Origin of the sequence: Subtercola boreus, assembly GCF_003399645.1 — a bacterium.
In the GTDB taxonomy this organism is placed as follows: Bacteria; Actinomycetota; Actinomycetes; order Actinomycetales; family Microbacteriaceae; genus Subtercola; species Subtercola boreus_A.
Genome location: NZ_NBXD01000014.1, coordinates 117393 through 134279 on the forward strand (window position 1 = coordinate 117393; position 16887 = coordinate 134279).

The following is a 16887-nucleotide window of genomic DNA, read 5'->3' on the forward strand; positions in this document are numbered from 1 at the left end:
GCGCGCTGAACGGGCGCCCGCTCCAAGCGCAGCACACTGCGAGTCGTGACGCGGGGGTACCGGTAAAATCGGGGTGACCCATCTGCAAGGAGAACACCTGTGACTGCCCGCGAGATCCGTGTCTTCGGAGATCCCGTACTCAAGACCGTGAGCGATGAGATCGGCGTCATCGATGACCGGGTGCGTGCCCTGGTGGATGATCTGCTCGACTCGGTGCGTCTACCCGGCCGCGCCGGGGTGGCCGCCGCCCAGATCGGCGTGAACCTGCGCGCCTTCAGCTACAACGTCGACGGCGAGATCGGGTACCTGCTCAACCCACGACTCGTGGAGGTTTCGGGGGAGCCCGAGTTCATGGACGAGGGCTGCCTCTCGGTACCCACGCTCTGGTTCAAGACCAGGCGCTACCCGTTCGCGCGTGCCGTCGGCATGAACCTCGACGGCGAGGAGGTCGAGGTCTCGGGCACCGGCGTCATGGCGCAGGCGCTCCAGCACGAGACCGACCACCTCGACGGCGTGCTCTACCTCGACCGCCTCGAGAAGGAGACCCGTCGCGCGGCGATGCGCGAGGTGCGCGAGTCCGACTGGTTCTGATCTGCTCCCTGAGTTATTCTCGTCTGCATGTTTGATCTGCAAACGCTGCCGGAATGGTGGCAAAACGCCGACGACGACGAGGATCGCGACTGGATCTGGGCTGAGTGCCAGACCGAGCTGACGACGGCGCATCCGTCGTTTGAGACGGTGCGGCTGCTGGCGACGTCGATCGGTACCGATGACGTGCTGCTGGTGCACACCGACCGCGATAACGCCGTCTCTACTGTGCACCTCTCGATGAGCGGTCGGCCGGAGTGGCCGGTGTGGGATGGTTTCGAATTCACGGGCACGTTCGCCGAGTTCATGGCCCGAGAGCTGCGACGCTATGGCCCGCGAACCCCGTGAGGGGCTAGGTCAGTGGGCGACGGAGATGCCCTCGGTGGCGGGGGCACTGGAGTACATGCGCTCGATCGTCGTGGCGTAGTCGTGCACGATCACGGCGCGCTTGATGGTGAGCTTCGGAGTGAGGTGACCGCTCTCCTCCGTCAGGTCGGTGGGCAGTACCACGAACTTGCGGATCGACTCGGCCCGGGAGACGGTCTGGTTCGCGGCATCCACCGCCCGTTGGATCTCGGCGAGCACCGCGGGGTTCTGCGACGCCTCGGCGAGCGTCATCTCCTTCTTCTCACCGTGGTTGCCGAGCCACACCGGCAGCATCTCCGTGTCGAGCGTGACCAGCGCGGAGATGAACGGCTTCTGGTCGCCGACGACGATGACCTGCCCGACCAGCGGGTTCGCACGAATCGGATCCTCGAGCACGGCAGGCGCGACGTTCTTACCGCCGGCCGTCACGATGATCTCCTTCTTGCGGCCCGTGATGGTGAGGAAGCCGTCGCTGTCGAGCGCGCCGATGTCGCCGGTCCTGAACCACTCGCCGTCCATTGCCTCGGCGGTCGCAGCGGCGTTGTTCCAGTAGCCTCCGAACACGTTGACGCCCGACACCTGCACCTCGCCGTCGGCGGCGATGCGGATGCCCACCCCGGGCAGCGCCGGGCCCACCGTGTCGAGCTTGAACTTGTCGGGCAGGTTCACCGTGGCCGGAGCCGTCGTCTCGGTGAGGCCGTAGCCCTCGAGGATGGTGATGCCGAGGCTTCTGTAGAAGTGCCCGAGGCGGTGGCCCAGGGGAGCGGAACCCGACACCGCGTACTTCGTGCGACCACCGAGCGCAGCACGGAGCTTCGAGTAGACGAGTCGATCGAACAGGGCGAACTTGACCTTCAGTCCCAGCGGCACGTGGCCGGCGTCGAGCGCCTCGCTGTGGGCGACGGCAACGTCGGCGGCCTGGCGGAAGATCTTGCCGCGACCGTCACCCTCGGCCTTCTGCTCCGACGAGTTGTAGACCTTCTCGAACACCCGCGGAACCGCGAGCAGGAAGGTCGGTTTGAACGATCCGAGTGCGGGCAGCAGCTGCTTCGTGTCGGCCTGGTGCCCGACTTTGACTCCCGCGTGCACGCTCATCACGGCGATGAACCGGGCAAAGACGTGGGCCGTCGTGATGAACAGCAGGGTGGAGGCGCCCTCGTGCACGACGTCACTGAGCTTGACCGCGGCGTTCCGGGAGAGCTCGACGAAGTTCGAGTGCGTCAGGATGCAGCCCTTCGGGCGCCCCATGGTGCCCGAGGTGTAGATGAGCGTCGCGAGGTCGCTGCCCTTCGCGAGGGTGCGGCGCCTCTCGACCTCGGCGTCGTCGACGGACGCCCCGCCCGCGACGATCTTGTCGAGGTCACCGAGATCGATCTGCCAGACCCGGGTCACGAGCGGAAGGTCGGCGGCGACCTCGTCGTAGCGGGCGAAGTGGTCGGGGGTCTCGACGATGACGGCGACAGCACCCGAATCGCTCAGGCTCCACTGCACCTGCGAGGGAGACGACGTCTCGTAGACAGGAACGAGCACGGCGCCGGCGAACCAGGTCGCGAAGTCGATCAGGGTCCACTCGTAGCGGGTGCGGCACATCAGGCCGATCTTGTCGCCGGGCTGCACTCCGGCCGCGATGAGGCCTTTGGCGAGGGCGCGCACCTGCGCGAGGAACTCGGCGCCCGAGACATCCACCCAGCCGCCGTCGCCGCCGTTCTTCGAGGGAATCGCGAACAGGGGCGCATCCGGTGACTGCTTCACGCGGTTCACCAGCAGGTCGGTGGCGTTCGCCTCGGGGTCGGCCGGTACAACGGCTGGGGCGACAAACTGGTCCACGGTAGCTCCTTCGGTTCCTAACCCCCCCAGTCTATCGGTGGGCCGAAAATTCGACAGGAACAGCGGCGCTTGCCAAGATGTGACTGTGCAAGCCATAGGAATCGACATTGGCGGAACGAAGATCGCGGGCGCGCTCGTCGACGAGCTGGGAACCATTCTGCGCTCCGACCGACAGCCCACCACCGCGAGCAATCCGCAGCTCATCGAAGACGCCGTCGTCGCGATGGTCCAGAGGCTCTCCGAGGGGGTCGAGGTCAGCGCTGTCGGTGTCGCCGCCGCCGGCTTCATCGACGCCGCGCAGTCGATCGTCGACTACGCGCCCAACATCTCGTGGCGCAACGAACCCTTTCGCGAGAAGCTCGAACAGCGGCTCGGGATGCACATCATCATCGAGAACGATGCGAACGCTGCGGGGTGGGCCGAGTTCCGTTTCGGGGCGGGCCGTCTGGTCAGCGACATGGTCATCCTCACCATCGGCACCGGGGTCGGCGGGGCGATCGTCTCGGGCGACCGACTCTTCCGGGGCGGATTCGGCGCCGCAGCGGAGTTGGGGCACATGCGGGTCGTGCCCGACGGGCTGCCCTGCGGGTGCGGGGCCCGCGGATGTATCGAGCAGTACGGCAGCGGGCGTGCCCTCCTCCGCTCGGCCAACGAGCTGGCCGACGCCGGTGGGATCGGGATCGGTCTTGCGGCGGCACGCGCTCGCAGCGGCATCCTGAGCGGGCTCGATGTGAGCGAACTCATCCAGGCCGGTGACCCGGGTGCACTGCTGGCACTCCGCACGCTCGGGCACTGGCTCGGGCAGGCGGCCGCGAGCCTCGGGGCGGTGCTCGATCCGCAACTCTTCGTCATCGGTGGCGGGGTGGCGCAGGCCGGGGATCTGCTGCTGGACCCGATCAGGGCGGCGTACCTCGACGTGTTGCCCGCGCGCGGGTTCCACCCCGAGCCGGAGTTCCGCATCGCTGAGCTGGTGAACGACGCCGGCGTGGTGGGAGCGGCCGATCTGGCCCGGCTGTACGCCGAGTCGATCTGAGGCCGCGCCGGGCATGCCGCCGGGCGGCATCCGACGCGCCCGGGGTCATTCAGCCCCGGTAGAATCACAGGTCAGACGCGAGGACGACGATGTTTTACTGGTTCATGAAGTACATAGTGGCGGGCCCGATCGTGAAGCTCGTCTTCCGCCCGTGGGTGCTCGGTGCGGAGAACATCCCCGCCACGGGCGGCGCCATCCTCGCCAGCAACCACCTGTCGTTCGCCGACTCCGTCTTCCTGCCACTGATGATGGACCGTCGGGTGAGTTTTCTCGCCAAGAGCGAGTACTTCACCGGCAAGGGGCTAAAGGGCCGACTTGTGAAGCTGTTCTTCACAGCGACCGGGCAGCTGCCGATCGACCGGTCCGGCGGAAAGGCGTCCGAGGCATCGCTGAACACCGGTCTCGAGGTGCTGGGCAAGGGCGACCTGCTCGGCATCTACCCTGAGGGCACGCGTAGCCCCGACTCGAAGATGTACCGGGGGCGCACGGGAGTCGCACGCATGGTGCTCGAAGCCGGGGTGCCGATCATCCCGGTCGCCATGATCGACACAGAGAAGGTCATGACCGTCGGCAGCGGGGTGCACATCCGCCGGATTGGCATCGTGTTCGGCGAGCCACTAGATTTCTCTAGGTTCGACGGCATGGAATCAGACCGATTCGTGCTGCGTTCGATCACCGACGAGATCATGTACGAGCTGCACCGCATCAGCGGGCAGGAATACTCCGATGTGTACGCGACTTCTGTGAAGGAGAAGCGGGCGAAGGTCTCGCGTTAGGTCCTGTTCCCCTGTTGCTGATGTGAGTTGAGTGTTCTCGTGATAGATCTGTCCGAACGTGTCGTAGAAGCTGAAGCGAGCGTCATCGACGGTCTCGACAACTGGCGCACCCTGGTGGCCAAGCAGCAGCCGCAGTGGCCCGACCGCGCGGCGCTCGAGGCCGCCTCGGCCCAGATCTCCAAGCTGCCGCCGTTGGTGTTCGCGGGCGAGGTCGACACGCTGCGCGACCGGCTGGCGGTGGCGGCCTCCGGGCAGGCGTTCCTGCTGCAGGGTGGCGACTGCGCCGAGACGTTCGCGGGGGCGACGGCCGACCAGATCCGCAACCGCATCAAGACGGTGCTGCAGATGGCCGTCGTGCTCACCTACGGTGCCTCGATGCCCGTCATCAAGATGGGACGCATGGCGGGGCAGTTCGCGAAGCCGCGATCGAGCGACTCCGAGACGCGTAACGGGGTGACGCTGCCCGCATACCGGGGCGACATCGTCAACGGCTACGACTTCACGCCCGAGTCGCGTGCGGCAGATCCCGCCAGGCTCATCGCGGGGTACCACACCTCCGCGTCGACGCTGAACCTGATCCGGGCGTTCACGCAGGGCGGATTCGCAGACCTCCGCGAGGTGCATCACTGGAACAAGGGGTTCACCTCGAACCCGGCGAATGCCCGCTACGAAGACCTGGCGCGGGAGATCGACCGTGCCATCCGGTTCATGATCGCGTGCGGTGCCGACTTCGAGGCGCTGAAGCGTACCGAGTTCTACACCGCCCACGAAGCGCTGCTCTTCGACTATGAGCGACCGATGACACGCATCGACTCCCGCACCGGAACGCCGTACAACACGTCGAGCCACTTCCAGTGGATCGGGGAGCGCACGCGTGACCTCGACGGCGCCCACATCGACTTCCTCTCGCGGGTGCGCAACCCGATCGGCGTCAAGCTCGGGCCTACGACGTCGCCTGACGACATGCTGAGGCTGATCGACAAGCTCGACCCCCAGCGGGAGCCGGGTCGCCTCACCTTCATCACGCGCATGGGCGCAGGCAAGGTGCGGGATGCCCTGCCTCCGCTCCTCGAGGCGATCAAGGCTTCGGATGCGCTCCCACTCTGGGTGACCGACCCGATGCACGGCAACGGCCTCACCACGCCCAACGGCTACAAGACGCGTCGGTTCGACGACGTCGTCGACGAGGTCAAGGGCTTCTTCGAGGCCCACCGCGCGGTCGGAACGCACCCCGGCGGCATCCATGTCGAACTCACCGGCGACGACGTCACCGAGTGCCTCGGCGGCTCGGAGCACATCGACGAGGCCACCCTCTCCACCCGCTACGAGTCGCTCTGCGACCCCCGGCTGAACCACATGCAGTCCCTCGAGCTCGCCTTCCTGGTCGCCGAGGAGCTGCGCGGCGCGAAGCTGTAGTGCGCCGCGCACCCCCGCCGCACTGAGGCGCGCCAGCGGCGCGTGCCCGCGGCGCTGCGGCGCCACCCGGACGGAGCTGAGGCGATCCGGGCCCGTATGCGCGGCGGTTCGGTCCCCGTCCGTCCGAATGGGGGAACCGGTCCTCGACGGAACTGCGGCGGTGTTGTGCGCCGAATGGACACGCTCGCGCGCATCGTCGCCAGTATCTGCCTCGGAGGGCCGAAATCGTGTCCGTTCCACGCGACGGGCAGGTGCGTGACGGAGCGCGGTCGGTCGCCGGGGCTGTGGTGGGCCGCGGGACGGCGGCGCGCCGGGCGGCGCGGGGCCGCGGGACGGCGGCGCGCCGGGCGGCGCGGCGGCTAGAAGCCGGCGAAGCTGACGGTGACCTTCGAACCGCGGGGGAGGGCGGTGCCGGGGGCCGGGTCGGTTGCGCTGACCACGAAGGCCCCGGCCGCGAGGTCTGCAACGGGACTGTAACCCAGGCTGAACCCGTCGTTCTGGAGGGCGGCCTTGGCATCCGACCAGTTCTTGCCGACGACATCCGGAACCGGCACGGGAGCGGGGCCCTTCGACGTGTTCAGCGTGATGGTGGCGCCGGGCACGACGGGTGAGGGCGGCAGGCCGATCGAGATGACGTTGCCCTCGGGGATCGTCTCGCTGTAGTCCGACGAGCCGATCGCGGAGTCGAGGTTCGCGGCCTTGAGCGCCGCCGACGCGTCGTCGGGGGTCTTGCCGACCACATCGGGGACCCCGCCGAGCGACACGACGAGGGTGATCGGCTGCTGCTCGCCGTAGGTCGCCGCGAGGGGTTGTCCGTCGGAGCCGAGCGCCTGCATGACGGTTCCCGCCGCGACGTCGCCCGCGAACTGGCCCTGCGAGTCGGTCACGGTGAACAGGCCCGCGACGGATGCCCGTGCCGCATCCTCCATCGATCCGACGAGGGACGGCACCGGCAGTTGCGCCGGCCCGGCGGAGACCACTACCGACACCGTGGAGCCGTTCGGCACGGTGCCCGCGTCTGAACTCGGATCGGTTCCGAGCACGGTGCCCGCGGGAACGGTCGGACTCGTCGCCGACTCCTCGGCCCCGAGCTGCAGGCCGAGCGCGGTGAGGGTGGCCTCGGCATCCGCCGGCGTGCTGCCGGTCACGGAGGGGAGCGCGACGCTGCCGCCGGGTCCCGAGCTGAAGTACCAGCCCGTTCCGCCACCCGCGGCAAGGAGAATGACCACCAGTGCCAGGATCCACCACCCGCGCCGCCGACGTTTCGCCGTCTTGGCCTGGAGTTTCGCGACAGCGCTGCCGGGCCGGTGCTCGGCGGGCCCCGCAGGGCGAGCGGATGTCGGTGCCGCCGCCGGAGCGACCGCCGCAGCCGCGCCGCCACCCTGGGCGTGGCCCGTCGTTCCGGGCAGACCGAATCCCGCCGCGAAACCACCCGCGGAGGCGGCACTCCGGCCGGCTGTCGCGCCCGGTGCCGCGCCGTAACCCGCGGCCGTGCCGCCCGGCGCCGCACCGTAACCCGCGGCCGTGCCGCCCGGCGCCGCACCGTAACCCGCGGCCATGCCGCCCGGCGCCGCACCGTAACCCGTGCCCCCGCCTCCGCCTCCGCCCGCGCCGCGAACGGTGGCCGCACCGGTATCGACCGCAGCGGCAGCCGCCCCGGCAGCGGCGCCTGCCTTGGCAGCGCGGGCCGCGGCACGTCGGCCGCCCTTCGTCTTCTGGGGGCGGAGTACCTGGGTCGCAGCTTCGTCGAACCCGTCGTCGAAGCCCGAGAGACCGTCGTCGTCGTCGTCGTAGCTGCGATCGGCGTGCGCGCGGCCATCGCCCGAGCCGCCGGCGCCCGCCCGGCCAGCGGCCGCACCGTGGCCCGAGATGCCGGGTGCATACCGGCTCGTCTCGTCGGCAGAGGGGCGGTCGAGCACATCTGCTGCACCCGCGCCACCTGTACCGCTACCGGCTGCGCCGGCTGCGCCCGCCGCGCCCGCCGCGCCCGCCGCGACAGCGCCCGCCGCACCTGCAGCAGCCGCTGCCGAGTGCGCCGCCGTCATCATGCCCGCGGGCATCACACGGGTCTCGAAGACGCCGGCCCGCTGCGCGGCGGCCGACGCACGCAGCGACGCCGCGGTCGTGGCCTCGGCGTCGAGGAGGCGATCGAGCAGGATGCGGGCATCGTGCGGTCGATCATCCGGGGACTTGGCCGTCGCCCAGCGAACGAGTTCGTCGACCTCGCCGGGGATGCCCGCGACCCGGATGCTCGGCGCCGGAACCGTCTCGTTCGCGTGCTGGAACGCGATCTGCATGGGCTGCTCGCCGAGGTAGGGCTGCTCGCCGACGAGCATCTCGTACATCATGATGCCCGAGGCGTAGATGTCGCTGCGGGCATCCGCGACGCCCCGAGTCAGCAGTTCGGGGGAGAGGTAGGCGATCGTTCCGAGCAGCGCCTGGCCGGTCGCCGTGTTCGCGGATGCCGCGCGCGCCAGCCCGAAGTCACCGATCTTGATGCGGCCGTCGTCGGCCAGCAGCACGTTCTCGGGCTTCACGTCGCGGTGCACGATGCCCGCCTTGTGCGCGGCGGCGAGCCCGCCGAGCACGGCCTCCATGATGTCGAGCGTCTGCTCGGTGGTGAGGCGCCCGTAGTCTTTGAGCAGGTCGCGCAGCGTCATGCCGGGCAGGTACTCCATGACCATGTAGGCCATCTCGTCGTCTTGTCCCTGGTCGAACACGCTGACCACGTTCGGGTGCGCGAGCCGTGCGGCCGATCGCGCCTCCTGCACGAACCGCTCACGGAACGCTTCGTCGTCGGCCAGGTGCCCGTGCATGATCTTGATGGCGACCTGGCGGTCGAGCCGCAGGTCGTCGGCCACGTAGACCGTCGCCATTCCGCCTCTCGCAATGCGCGCAGAGACCCGGTAGCGACCGTCGACGAGACGATCGAGCATGGGGTCGGTGGGCGCGCGGTTCACGCCCCGATAGTAAACCGAAGAGTTCGCCGTTTGCGGTACCGACATAGCCGAACACCCGACTGCGACCGAATCGAGACCAGCGAGGGGGTGTCAGACCCTGCCCGGTACATGCCATCCTTGTGTGGTGAGCGACACAACACGAAACTGGCTGACCGTTCCCGACCTCGCCGACAGGCTGGGCATGACCATCAGCAAGGTGCGAAAACTCATCGAAGAGGGTTCGCTGCTGGCGACGAGGCGCGACGGGGTGCTGTCGGTTCCCGAGGTCTTCATCGTCGATGAGGCGCCGATGAGCGAGCTGAAGGGCACGATCGTCGTGCTGCACGACAGCGGTTTCTCCAACGACGAGATGATGGAGTGGATGCTCGAACCCGAGGATTCGCTCGGAGCCGCCCCCATCGACGCCCTCCTCGCCGGCCGCAAGGCCGAGGTGCGCCGCATCGCCCAGGCCCTGGGCTGATCCCCGGGGCTCGCAACCCCTTTCAGGCTCGGGCGGAGCCGCGGGCTACGCGTCGCGCTGGGTGATGACGCGGGCCAGCGACGCCAGCTCGATCTTCGCCGGCTCAGCCAGGGGGGCGGCCGTGAGAGCCGCAAGCGCGTCGTCGGTGTGCCGCGCGATGAGCGTCTCGACGCGGTCGGCGGCGCCGCTGTCGGTGATGGTCGCCTGCAGCATGGAGATCTGGGCCGGGCTCAGGTCGGGGTCGCCGAGCAGCTCGTCGAAGAGCCGGCGGCTCGAGGCCGAAAGGGTCTGGCGCGCGAGCGCCACGAGAACCGTGCGCTTGCCTTCCCGCAGATCGTCTCCCGACGGTTTGCCGGTGCGGGCCGCATCTCCGAACACGCCGAGCAGGTCGTCGCGCAGCTGGAAGGCGATGCCGAGCGGCAGGCCGAACGCCTGCAGCGCCGCCACCTGGTCGACGGATGCCCCGTGGAGCTTGGCACCGAGAACCAACGGTGCCTCCACGCTGTATTTCGCGGATTTGTAAACGATGACCCGTTCGGCCCGGGGCAGCAGGTCGGATTCGGGGACGACTGGCCAGGCTCCCTCCTCGAGGATGTCGAGGTACTGGCCGAGCGTCACTTCGACTCGCATGCGGTTGAACTCCTGCCGGGTGGCGAGCGCTGCCGCCGGTTCGAGCGCCTGCAGCGCCTTGCCGACGAGCTCGTCGCTCCACGCGAGCAGCAGGTCGCCCATCAGGATGGCGCTGGCCCGGCCGTAACCGGCCCTGTCGCCCGAGAAGCCCTGCGCTGAGTGCAGCCGCTCGAAGCTGCGGTGCGCCGCCGGCATGCCCCGCCGGGTGTCGGAATTGTCGATGATGTCGTCGTGCACGAGCGCCGCCGCGTGGAAGAACTCGAGCGCTGTGCACAGCTCGACCAGCGCCTCGAACTCGCGTTCGCCGGGGCCTGAACCGTAGCCGGTGGCCTGCTCTGTGCTGCGGATGTCGTCACCCAGCACCGAGCGCCAGCCCCAATAGCAGAACTGGGCGCGGAAGCGTTTTCCCCCGCTGAGAAGATTCCGCGAAAATTCGCCGAAAGGAGCCAATTCCGCCGCGATAGAGGTGAGAATGGGATCACGGTCCGTGAGGAAGTTCGCGATGTTGGTGTCGACGAACGTGGTCAGGCGTGTACTTTCAGTCACACGCCTAGCCTAGCCACGAACCCCGCAGTATTATTTGACGGCGCAGTTCGATTCGAACGGCGCAGGACCCGCTGTGATTGACGGTCCATACCGAGCCCAGAGGTGAATGAAATGCCGCTTTCGGAGCAGGAGCAGAAGCTCCTCGATGAGATGGAGCGCAGTCTCTATCACAATGACGCCGATTTCGTGTCGGCGGTGGGCGCAGGGCGAGGTCGCCTGAGTTACAGCTCGCTGGTTCTCGGAGTGCTGCTCGCCGTCGTGGGACTCGCCGTCGTGATCGTGGGTGTGGTCATCCACATTCCCCTCATCGGCATCCTGGGCTTCGCGGTCATGTTCACCGGCGTGCTCGTGGCTCTGCGCCCGACGAAGGCGCTCGGGCGTCTCCGCGGTGGCAGCGCTGCACCCGGTGCGAGCCAGTCCGGCGCCAGCCGAAAGCCCGCCAACAAGGCCGGCTTCATGGATCGCCTCAATGACCGCTGGGATGACCGCAACGAGAAGAACGACTAGTCCCCACCGCTTTCACCAAAAGACCGGCCCCCACGGGCCGGTCTTTTTTTGTGCCCGAAAACGAGGGAAGGGGAGGAGCGGGCACATCCGTGGGGCGATTTACCAGCAAAGTGGAGGGAAGTGGAGTACGGTGGAGCAACACCCGCAGTCTGGCCGGAAATGAGGGGAGTGGCGCATGTTCCTTGGTACCTACACCCCCAAGCTCGACGACAAGAGCCGCATCATCCTCCCGGCCAAGTTCCGCGAAGAACTCTCGAGCGGCGTCGTCATGACGCGTGGCCAGGAGCACTGCATCTACGTGTTCTCCACGCGTGAATTCGAGACCGTGCACGAAAAGATCCGCCAGGCACCCGTGACCAACAAGACGGCGCGTGACTATCTCCGCGTCTTCCTGTCTGGCGCGAGCGCGGAGAACCCCGACAGCCAGCACCGGGTCACTGTGCCGGCACCACTTCGCGCCTATGCCGGCCTCGAACGCGACCTCGTCGTCATCGGTGCCGGAAGTCGTGCCGAGATCTGGGATGCGAGTGCCTGGGAGACCTACCTCGCCGAGCAGGAAGCGAAGTTCAGTGAGACCGAGGAGGAGGTGGTTCCGGGACTCTTCTAGTGATGCGTGCGCTGTGACTCCCAGCCGTTCGCCCTGGCACACTTCCCCGGTGCCAGGTCGATGCGGATGGGGATCAGGGGGCACGACCGCCACCGGAACCCGTTGTCTATGGACCTCTCTCGAATCCACACCCCCGTCATGCTCGAGCGCTCGATCGAGCTGCTCGCCCCGGCCATCGGCGCCCCCGGAGCCGTTCTCGTCGACGGCACGCTGGGTCTGGCCGGTCACGCCGAGGCGTTCCTCACCCGTTTTCCCGACCTCACCCTCGTCGGCCTCGACCGCGATCCCGAGGCCCTGGCGCTCGCCGGGGAGCGTCTCGGGCCCTTCGGCGAGCGGGCGAAGCTGGTGCACTGCCGGTACGACGAGATCCAGGATGCCCTGCAGGGGCTCGGCTACAGCGACGTTCAGGGCATCCTGCTCGATCTGGGCGTCTCGTCGATGCAACTCGACCGCGCCGAGCGCGGATTCGCCTACTCGAAGGACGCGCCGCTGGACATGCGGATGGACGGCACCGCCGAGCTGACGGCCGAGGAGATCCTGGCCGAGTATTCCGAGCCCGACCTCCGCCGAATCTTCTGGGAATACGGCGAGGAGCGTCTCGCGGCGCGTTTCGCGAAGCGCATCGTCGAACGCCGGGCCGAGAACCGGCTGGTGCGCTCCGCCGAGCTCGTCGACCTCATCTCGAAGGCGACCCCTGCCGCGCTCGCCCGGCAGGGCCACCCTGCCAAACGCGTCTTCCAGGCGCTGCGCATCGAGGTGAACCAGGAGCTGGTGTCGCTCGAGCTCGCGGTTCCCGCTGCAATCGGTGCTCTCGCGCTCGGCGGGCGGATGGTGGTGCTGTCGTACCAGTCCCTCGAAGACCGCATCGTGAAGCGTGCACTCGCGGCCGCCTCCACCTCCTCCACCCCACCGGGACTGCCCGTGGAACTGCCTGAACACCAGCCGCAGCTGCGGTTGCTGGTTCGGGGGGCCGAACTCGCCGGCGAAGACGAGAAAGCCACCAATCCCAGGTCTACCCCCGTGCGTCTCCGCGCGGCCGAGCGAGTGAGAGTCGCATCATGACGAGTATTGCCCCAGCCAGGTCTCCCCGAGCATCCGGAGCCGCCACGGCGGTCGCCGAACCGTTCGACGACCCCTTCGACGATGCCTTCCTCGGTGACTACTCGCCGCCCGCGAAGCCGAAGTCGCGCTTCACGATCGCGACGAGCAACGTGCTGCGTCGCCGGAAGCCCAAGCTGGCGTACGCGGCCGTGGTCGTCGTCGGAGTGTTCTCGATCGTTGTGGCGCAGCTCACGCTGAGCATCGGGTTGTCGAACGGTGCCTATGAGATCGAATCGCTGCAGTCCCAGCAGAAGGAGCTGGACCGCACGAACGGCGCCCTCACGGAGCAGCTCGACGGGCTGAGCGCGCCGCAGAGCCTCGCTGCCAATGCAGAGTCGCTCGGCATGGTGGCCAACGTGCATCCCGCCTACCTGCGCCTGTCGGACGGGGCGGTGCTCGGCACGCCGCAGACGGCGTCGGGTGCCTCGGGCTCGCTGACGAACGGGCAGCCCTCGCTCGTGCCGAACGCACTGACGAGCGGCGCTGCCGCTGCGGCAGCGGCAGCGGCACAGGCCGCCACCGACGCCGCCACGACCGCCGCCGCAGCATCCTCAGCAACTGCCACCGGTACTCCGGCGCCCACCGCCGGCACCCCCGTCGCCACTCCGAGCGCGCCTTCTGCGGCGGCAGCCACCGCCGCAGTACCGTGGCAGGGCCAGCTGCCCGCGCCGACGACCCACTGAAGACCAGCCCCGCAAGGCGCCCACCGTTAGGACACTGCCCCTTTTGAGAAGCTCTCGTTCCACACGAAACCGGGTCGCCGTCTCGATCTTCATCATCACCGCCATCGTCGCGGTTCTCGTGGTGCGGCTCGTCGACATCCAGGTGGTGCAGGCCAGCGACCTCAACGCGCAGTCGTACGACAAGCTCTCGGTACCGCAGACCATCTATGGCCCCCGCGGCGACATCGTCGACTCGAACGGTGTCGTGCTGGCGACCACGGTCATCCGCTACAACGTCACCGCCTCGCCGAAAGACGTGGCCGACTACACCCCCATCGACCCGGCGACCGGCGGCGACCTGCCCGATGTCACCCCCACCGAGGCGGCCGCGAAGATCGCGGCGATCACCGGCCAGACCCCCGAGGTCGTGTTCGCCCTGCTGACCGCAGACAAGACCAGCTCGTACGCGTCGATTATCAAGGGCATCGACCTCGACAAGTACCGTGCCATCGTCGCGCTCGACATTCCCTGGCTCTACTACGAGACCGACCCGCAGCGCATCTACCCGAACGGCAGTGTCGCCGGCAACCTCGTGGGCTTCATGGGCGACGACGCGAACGGAGCGTTGGTGGGCACCGGCGGCCTGGAGGAGAAGGAGAACCAGTGCCTGGCCGGCTCCGACGGCCTGCAGACCTATGAGAAGGGTGCCGACGGCGTCGCGATTCCGAACACCACCGTGCTCGACAAGGAGCCGGTGAACGGATCGACCGTCGTCACCACCATCGACAGCGACCTGCAGTACTACTCCCAGCGGGTGCTCGCGCAGCAGGTCACGTCGACCGGTGCCGAGTGGGGCAGTGCGATCGTCACCGAGGTCGCCACGGGCAAGATCCTCACGGCGGCGCAGTACCCCACGCCCGACCCGAACAACCTGGATGCGACCGACTCGAACTTCTGGGGCGCCATCGCGTTCTCGAGCCCGTTCGAACCCGGATCCACTTTCAAGGCCGAGAGCGCAGCGACCGTGGTCGACGCCGGCAAGGGCACGCCGTCGACCGGCGTGATCGTTCCGCAGCGGTACAAGACGCCGGGTGGAGCGGTCATCACCGACGACGAGTCGCACGACCCCGAGCCCATGACCCTGACCGGCATCATGCAGGTCTCCTCCAACGTGGGCATCTCGCTGATGAGTGCGATGCTCACCGACCAGCAGCGCTACGACTACATGAAGAAGTTCCACCTCGGAGAGAAGACCGAAGTCGACTTCCCGGGCGAGTCGGAGGGCATCATCCGCGACCCCACGCAGTGGGACGAACAGACCCTCTGGAACACCTCGTTCGGACAGGGCCTCACCACCACCGCCGCGCAGGTCGCCAGCATGTACCAGACCCTCGGCAACGGCGGCGTCAGGATGCCCGTGACTCTCGTCGAGGGCTGCAGAGCGGCCGACGGCACCATCACAGAAGCCCCCAGCACGCAGGGCGAGCAGGTCGTCTCGGCCACCGCTGCGCAGCAGACCGTCGACATGATGCAGAGCGTCGTCGAGGGGGGCTACGCCGCCACACTGCTGAAGATTCCGGGCTACAACGTCGCGGCGAAGACCGGCACGGCCGAGGTGAGCAACGGCGAGGGAGCGTACGGCGGAGGCTACCTCACCAGCGTCGCGGGGCTCGCTCCGGCGGAGGCCCCCAAGTACGTCGTTTCGGTCAACCTGATGAAGCCGGTTACCATTACTAACGGTTCGGCTGCGGCTCCGGTCTTCCAGAAGATCATGTCGCAGGTGCTCCAGAAGTACCGGGTGCTGCCGTCGACGGTGCCTCCGGCCGACTATCCCACCCGCTATTGAGTGCCCAGAGGAGCCAGGTGAAGACAGGGGTCATTTCCGGGTTGCGACCCGAACACCCCGACGCCCGGCTCGTCTCCGATCTCGTGCGTCAGTTCGGGTTCGAGGTGCACGGTGACGTCGACGGAGTGGCGATCACGGGGATCACGCTGTCGTCGAAGAGCGTCGAACCGGGCGACCTCTACGTCGGGCTTGCCGGTGTGCACGCGCACGGTGCCCAGTTCTCCGAAGACGCCCGCGCGAAGGGTGCGGTCGCCATCGTGACGGATGCCCGGGGCCAGGCCCTGGCAGCCCGGTCGGGGCTGCCCGTGCTCGTCATCGACGACCCCCGTGCATCCCTCGGAGCCCTCTCGGCCTGGGTCTACCAGACCGCCCACTTCGCGCCCGTGCTCTTCGGAGTGACCGGCACGAACGGCAAGACGAGTGTCGCCTACATCATCGAGGCCATCCTGCGCCAGCTCGGCGTACTCGCCGGCCTCAGCACCACCGCCGAGCGGCGCATCGGCGACTTCGCCGTCACCAGCACCCTCACCACGCCCGAAGCCACCGAGGTGCACGGGCTGCTCGCCCGCATGCGCGAGGCCGACGCCGAGGCGGTGGTCATCGAGACCTCGGCGCAGGCCCTCACCCGCCACCGTGTCGACGGCATCGTGTTCGACGTGGTCGGTTTCACCAACCTCACCCACGACCACCTCGACGACTACGGCACGATGCAGAAGTACTTCGAGGCCAAGGCGCCGCTCTTCACGGCCGAGCGCGCTAAGCGCGGGGTCGTGATCAACGACGCGGAGTGGGGCACCAGGCTCGCCCGGGCCGCGACGATTCCGGTGACACAGCTCTCGACCCACCCGGGCAAGGCCGCCGACTGGTACGCCGCCATCCTCCGCGAGTCGATCGAGGAGACCCGCTTCATCCTGAACGGTCCCGACAACGCCTCGATCACGACATCGATCCCCGTTCTCGGCCGGCACATGGCCGAGAACGCCGCGCTGGCGCTCGTGATGCTCGTCGAGGCGGGTTACCCGCTGGCCGACATCGGCGCCGCGCTCGATCGCGACGGCGGCATCCGGGTCTACATTCCCGGTCGCTCCGAGCGCATCCCGAACAACGGCCCCGCCGTCTTCATCGACTACGGGCACAGCCCCGACGCCTTCACCAGCACGCTGGACTCGCTGCGGCGCGTCACTGAGGGCCGCATCATCATGCTCTTCGGCGCCGACGGCGACCGCGACCCGTCGAAGCGCGTCGAGATGGGCCAGATCGCCGCCCGGCTCTCCGACGTCGTGGTCGTCACCGACTTCCACCCGCGAAGCGAAGACCCCGCCGCCATCAGGAAGGTGCTGGTGGATGCCGCCCGTGCAGCCGTTCCCGGCCGCGAAATGTACGAGGTCGCCGACCCGCGCGACGCGTTCCGGAAGGCCCTCTCGGTCGCGACCCCCGACGACGTGATCCTCTACGCCGGCCCCGGCCATGAGGACTACCACGAGGTCAAGGGCGAACACATTCCCTACTCTGCGCGAGACGACGCACGCCTCGCGCTCCACGAATCCGGATGGCTGTAGATC

15 protein-coding genes and 1 pseudogene are annotated in these 16887 nt (G+C 68.2%); 12 read left to right on the forward strand and 4 right to left on the reverse strand.

The annotated features are described in order from the left end of the window. The first annotated feature begins 99 nt into the window (after positions 1-99). Together B7R24_RS06700 and B7R24_RS06705 are read left to right on the forward strand one after the other, a co-directional pair. A complete protein-coding gene (locus B7R24_RS06700) occupies positions 100-591 on the forward strand; it encodes a peptide deformylase (protein ID WP_116418196.1) in 492 nt (163 codons plus the stop codon). 27 nt (positions 592-618) lie between these two features. Continuing rightward, complete coding sequence (locus tag B7R24_RS06705; RefSeq protein ID WP_116418197.1) at positions 619-936, forward strand: hypothetical protein; 318 nt, start codon at positions 619-621, stop codon at positions 934-936. Between the two features lie 9 nt (positions 937-945). Here B7R24_RS06705 and B7R24_RS06710 read toward each other — a convergent pair whose 3' ends face one another. Then, positions 946-2781, reverse strand: a complete 1836-nt coding sequence (locus B7R24_RS06710) for an AMP-dependent synthetase/ligase (RefSeq protein WP_116418198.1) — start codon at positions 2779-2781, stop codon at positions 946-948. An 85-nt stretch (positions 2782-2866) separates the two neighbouring features. Here B7R24_RS06710 and B7R24_RS06715 point away from each other — a divergent pair, with 85 nt between their 5' ends. From B7R24_RS06715 to B7R24_RS06725, 3 genes are all read left to right on the forward strand, one after another. Continuing rightward, positions 2867-3814 carry an ROK family glucokinase gene (locus tag B7R24_RS06715; RefSeq protein ID WP_116418461.1) on the forward strand — a complete coding sequence of 316 codons (948 nt, stop codon included), beginning with the start codon at positions 2867-2869 and terminating at the stop codon, positions 3812-3814. 89 nt (positions 3815-3903) lie between these two features. Beyond that, complete coding sequence (locus B7R24_RS06720; RefSeq protein ID WP_116418199.1) at positions 3904-4590, forward strand: lysophospholipid acyltransferase family protein; 687 nt, start codon at positions 3904-3906, stop codon at positions 4588-4590. A 39-nt stretch (positions 4591-4629) separates the two neighbouring features. After that, complete coding sequence (locus B7R24_RS06725; RefSeq protein WP_116418200.1) at positions 4630-6006, forward strand: class II 3-deoxy-7-phosphoheptulonate synthase; 1377 nt, start codon at positions 4630-4632, stop codon at positions 6004-6006. Positions 6007-6365: 359 nt separating this feature from the next. Here the strand turns inward: B7R24_RS06725 and B7R24_RS18505 are convergent, their stop codons facing one another. Beyond that, the gene (locus tag B7R24_RS18505) at positions 6366-8066 is read right to left on the reverse strand and encodes a PASTA domain-containing protein (RefSeq protein ID WP_437123517.1); all 1701 of its coding nucleotides are present in this window, start codon (positions 8064-8066) and stop codon (positions 6366-6368) included. Between the two features lie 69 nt (positions 8067-8135). Beyond that, positions 8136-8942: pseudogene (locus B7R24_RS18510) on the reverse strand (protein kinase domain-containing protein); the annotation flags it as partial. Between the two features lie 148 nt (positions 8943-9090). On the opposite strand from B7R24_RS18510, the gene B7R24_RS06735 reads away from it, so the two are divergent. After that, positions 9091-9426 (forward strand): Rv2175c family DNA-binding protein, encoded by a 336-nt coding sequence (locus B7R24_RS06735; protein ID WP_367302609.1) that lies wholly within the window; start codon positions 9091-9093, stop codon positions 9424-9426. A gap of 45 nt (positions 9427-9471) precedes the next feature. Here B7R24_RS06735 and B7R24_RS06740 read toward each other — a convergent pair whose 3' ends face one another. Beyond that, on the reverse strand, positions 9472-10602 hold the full coding sequence (locus B7R24_RS06740) for a polyprenyl synthetase family protein (RefSeq protein WP_116418202.1): 1131 nt from the start codon (positions 10600-10602) through the stop codon (positions 9472-9474). A gap of 111 nt (positions 10603-10713) precedes the next feature. Between B7R24_RS06740 and B7R24_RS06745 the strand changes: the two genes are divergently transcribed. The 6 genes from B7R24_RS06745 (at position 10714) to B7R24_RS06770 (ending at position 16884) form a co-directional block, all read left to right on the forward strand. After that, a complete protein-coding gene (locus B7R24_RS06745) occupies positions 10714-11109 on the forward strand; it encodes a DUF3040 domain-containing protein (RefSeq protein ID WP_116418203.1) in 396 nt (131 codons plus the stop codon). A 175-nt stretch (positions 11110-11284) separates the two neighbouring features. Next, complete coding sequence (mraZ, locus tag B7R24_RS06750; protein ID WP_116418204.1) at positions 11285-11716, forward strand: division/cell wall cluster transcriptional repressor MraZ; 432 nt, start codon at positions 11285-11287, stop codon at positions 11714-11716. 108 nt (positions 11717-11824) lie between these two features. Beyond that, positions 11825-12778 (forward strand): 16S rRNA (cytosine(1402)-N(4))-methyltransferase RsmH, encoded by a 954-nt coding sequence (gene rsmH / locus B7R24_RS06755; protein ID WP_116418205.1) that lies wholly within the window; start codon positions 11825-11827, stop codon positions 12776-12778. Next, positions 12775-13500 carry a hypothetical protein gene (locus B7R24_RS06760; RefSeq protein WP_116418206.1) on the forward strand — a complete coding sequence of 242 codons (726 nt, stop codon included), beginning with the start codon at positions 12775-12777 and terminating at the stop codon, positions 13498-13500. The genes rsmH and B7R24_RS06760 overlap by 4 nt, the downstream gene beginning before the upstream one ends. Positions 13501-13543: 43 nt before the next feature. Beyond that, positions 13544-15325, forward strand: a complete 1782-nt coding sequence (locus B7R24_RS06765) for a peptidoglycan D,D-transpeptidase FtsI family protein (protein ID WP_253259312.1) — start codon at positions 13544-13546, stop codon at positions 15323-15325. Positions 15326-15342: 17 nt separating this feature from the next. Continuing rightward, positions 15343-16884: a Mur ligase family protein gene (locus B7R24_RS06770; RefSeq protein WP_116418207.1), complete on the forward strand. Its 1542-nt coding sequence runs from the start codon at positions 15343-15345 to the stop codon at positions 16882-16884. Positions 16885-16887: the final 3 nt, after the last annotated feature.